Raw genomic sequence first — 3,094 nt, 5'->3', positions numbered from 1 at the left:
GCCCGTTGCCGGACTTCAGGGGAATACTTCGTTGCTGTCTTCATGGCTCCATCCTCTCAAAGGTTGGAGCCTCCGAGAAACCCGGGGCGGTTCAGAAATCCATGTGGGCAATGTGTTGTCCGCAAAACTCGCGCAAACCAGGATGGCAAAGTCGGTGCTCAATGCCGGCTAGGGCCAGTTGAAAGCGATGCTGGAGTCGGCTCCAGCCAGCCGGGCCTGTGTTGGTGAAACAGAAGAGGAGGGCGATGCCCTGTGAACACCAGCACTAGTTAGCAGCTATCGCTAGAGCGAGAAGCTCTTAAAGAAGAGGAAGGTTCATCTGGCGTTCACTGCGGCGGCTACGCGGCAAGCCAAGCGACTTCTCAGCCACCAACATGCGTTTCGACCCAGCCATCACATGCTTGACCCAGTCTTTACCCGGGTAAAGCGTGAACTCAGCATCGATTGGGGCAGGACGCCCATTTAGCCTACGAGCGGGAAACACCTCTTCACACTGGTAGTCATGCAGCAGGCCTGACTCCTTCATCTTATCCAGTTCGCGAATCATTGCCCGAATGCTATCGCGCAGTCGCTTGTGATGAAGGCCAGGTGTCATTTCCTTCAAGGCAACCAACCGGAAGGAAAACGGGTGGTTGGTTGAAATATTCGGCGCCATGTAGTGCATCTGCCGAATCAGGAATGCGGCAAATGGTGCGAATCCCAAGGTGTGCGCAACAGGGTACTGCCGGTAAGTGACGTTGCGGATTGCGTTGGATACGAGCGGATGGAGATGCGCTGACCACACGTCCTTCCCGACAGCCATGTCGGAATCCGTTGTGGTCCGCTCGAAGCTTGGAAGAATTGGCCTCCGGGCTTCATGCTTGATCCCATCCTCAGAGCGGGAGCTGATGGTCATGGTCGTTGACGAAAGCACTTCCAGTGCTTCACGTATCTGGCCATGACTGAGAGTGCTGCCCATGCCTTTCAGCGTGCGAGCAACCTCCCGCGTCGTGAAACAGACACGGTACAAAGTCTCACCATTGACCTCATGCGTTTCCGCTTGAGCGCATGCAATGTGATTCAGTGCCTGCTCTACCGCTTGCTCGCGTGCACCTGGAAATCGGCGCTTCGGGTCCGATTTGCAAACCTTTGGATAGTAAGTACCAGGGAACAAGGTCAACCGGAAGGGGTGACCAGCTATGGTGAAGTCAACCTTGTAATCGTTTGGGACGATCCCCGATTTATCGTTCAGGTGCTCTGCCGAAAACTTCGGGATTTGCTCCCACAGCATGATCACATTCGACAACCCAGTCCGCTCCGTTTCATTGTTGCAAAGGAATGACTGAAACAATCGGAGTGCCTCCAAGTCCCGCTGTCCAGGTGGCACAATCTCAGGCTCGAAGCACCCGGCAGGCCCCCAGAGGAAAATCTTCTCTTCCGTTTTCACAGCAGATGGCATGACACACTCCTTGGCAGCACGCAAATCAAGCCTCAGGGAAGCCAAGAACAATATTTTGGACGCCTCATCTATGCAACTAGGGTGGGAGATAAAACAACAGAACTCCCCTCGAGCTTCACAGAACGGTTCATACCCCAAGGTGTTGCAGGTCTAGGAGTTTTTGGCCGTTTCGTCTCCCGCTGCCAACGATCTGCGAGATTGCAGGCCGCTTTCGGGGCTTTGATCTCCCGGACCCAGAGTCTCTGCAGGGCTGGCTCCGTCTCCAAAGCATGAGTTGTGCCCTGGAGCCCGGGGGATTCTGCGGTTTCATCTCCCACGGCGGCTGCAGGTCCTGCTGCTTTTGCCGTTTCGTCTCCCACAGCCAGCGGTCTATGAGGCTTCGGGCCACTTTCGAGGCTTCGATCTCCCGCTCCCAGAGTCTCTATAGGGCTGGCTCGGTCTCCAGGGCATGAGTTGTGTCCTGGAGACCGGGGGATTCTGCGGTTTCATCTCCCACGGCGGCTGCAGGCCCTGCTGCTTTTGCCGTTTCGTCTCCCACAGCCAGCGGTCTGTGAGGCTCCGGGCCACTTTCGAGACTTTGATCTCCCGCCCCCAGAGTCCCCGTAGGGCTGGCTCAGTCTCCAGGGCATGAGTTGTGTCCTGGAGACCGGGGGATTCTGCGGTTTCATCTCCCACGGCGGCTGCAGGTCTTGGTAGTTTTTGCCGTTTTGAACCTGAACCGCCTCAAGCTTTATGGCCCGGTCACCGACGATTTTCAGGGCTTTGATCAGGCAGTGATAAGGCAGGGCAGCTACCAAATGGGAGATGAAACACTAGTAAGTCAAAAATTAACCAATTGGAGCCCATAACGCCGAGTTATCCACATCCAAAAGCCTCGACAGTGGGAGATGAAACCCCAAAAAGTCCTGAGAGGCTGGGAGATGAAACCCAAGAAACCTTACAGCAACCCTGCTATGCCTTGCCTAGAGACGTGGTCAGGCGGGAGATGAAACCGCAGTAAGTCGTATCGCTTGGGAGATTAAATAGTAGAAACCTGGGAGATAAATCACGAGAAAGGCGGGAGATAAACCGAGCATAACTAAGAGATAAATCCTTATAAAACAATTAGTTAAACCTAAATGCTTTTATCCTTTTAATCCTTTTCCTTCTATTAAGCAGGGAAAGCGTCCCCACGCATCAACGACTCGCTGTTGGATCTCGGTTTCGGGGCAAAAAGATCGCCTGTGATTGCACTGCGCTCGACGAACTGGGAAAGAACGACTCCTGCCTTCGCATAGGCTGGGCCAGGCCGGTAGAGCGCCCGCAGGCCTCCAATAGCTGCTTGGAACAGATCGCGCGTATTGTCGGTGGAATAGGGCAGGGCGATGATCCGCGAGCCGCTGTAGGAGTCGCCCGGGCTGAACAGGCTGGTTCTGGGAAACACCTGCAGGCAGTTGGCGAGGCTCGCCTGCTGGCGCAGCTTGGCCACAGCCGCAGCGTGGGCGGTGAACATGACCACAGCTCTCTCCAACTGCTCGAGGGAGAAAACTTTCGTTCCGAGCAACTACCGCCCAGCCAGGCTATGAACCGCCCCGGGAATCTCGGAGGCTCTTTGGTGTGAGTCATGCCGCCAGGGCTGACTCGTCGAGTTGTCGATAATACGTCGCTTCAGCTTCC

2 protein-coding genes are annotated in these 3,094 nt (G+C 55.4%); both read right to left on the bottom strand.

Annotated elements, in window-relative coordinates:
- Positions 1 to 298 precede the first annotated feature (298 nt).
- Complete coding sequence (locus tag EV691_RS23000) at positions 299 to 1,438, bottom strand: hypothetical protein (protein ID WP_040107348.1); 1,140 nt, start codon at positions 1,436 to 1,438, stop codon at positions 299 to 301.
- Positions 1,439 to 2,588: 1,150 nt separating this feature from the next.
- Positions 2,589 to 2,981 (bottom strand): DinB/UmuC family translesion DNA polymerase, encoded by a 393-nt coding sequence (locus EV691_RS22995; RefSeq protein ID WP_278250249.1) that lies wholly within the window; start codon positions 2,979 to 2,981, stop codon positions 2,589 to 2,591.
- Between the last annotated feature and the right edge of the window lie 113 nt (positions 2,982 to 3,094).

The sequence above is a fragment of the Azotobacter chroococcum genome (genome assembly GCF_004339665.1).
In the GTDB taxonomy this organism is placed as follows: Bacteria; Pseudomonadota; Gammaproteobacteria; order Pseudomonadales; family Pseudomonadaceae; genus Azotobacter; species Azotobacter chroococcum.
Note: the sequence above shows the minus strand (reverse complement) of the source record. Positions and strands in the feature narration are given on the sequence as shown.

What these genes read in the sequence shown, in the direction of transcription:
- EV691_RS23000 (WP_040107348.1), bottom strand. Translation starts at nt 1,438, where the DNA reads ATGCCATCTGCTGTGAAAACGGAAGAGAAGATTTTCCTCTGGGGGCCT.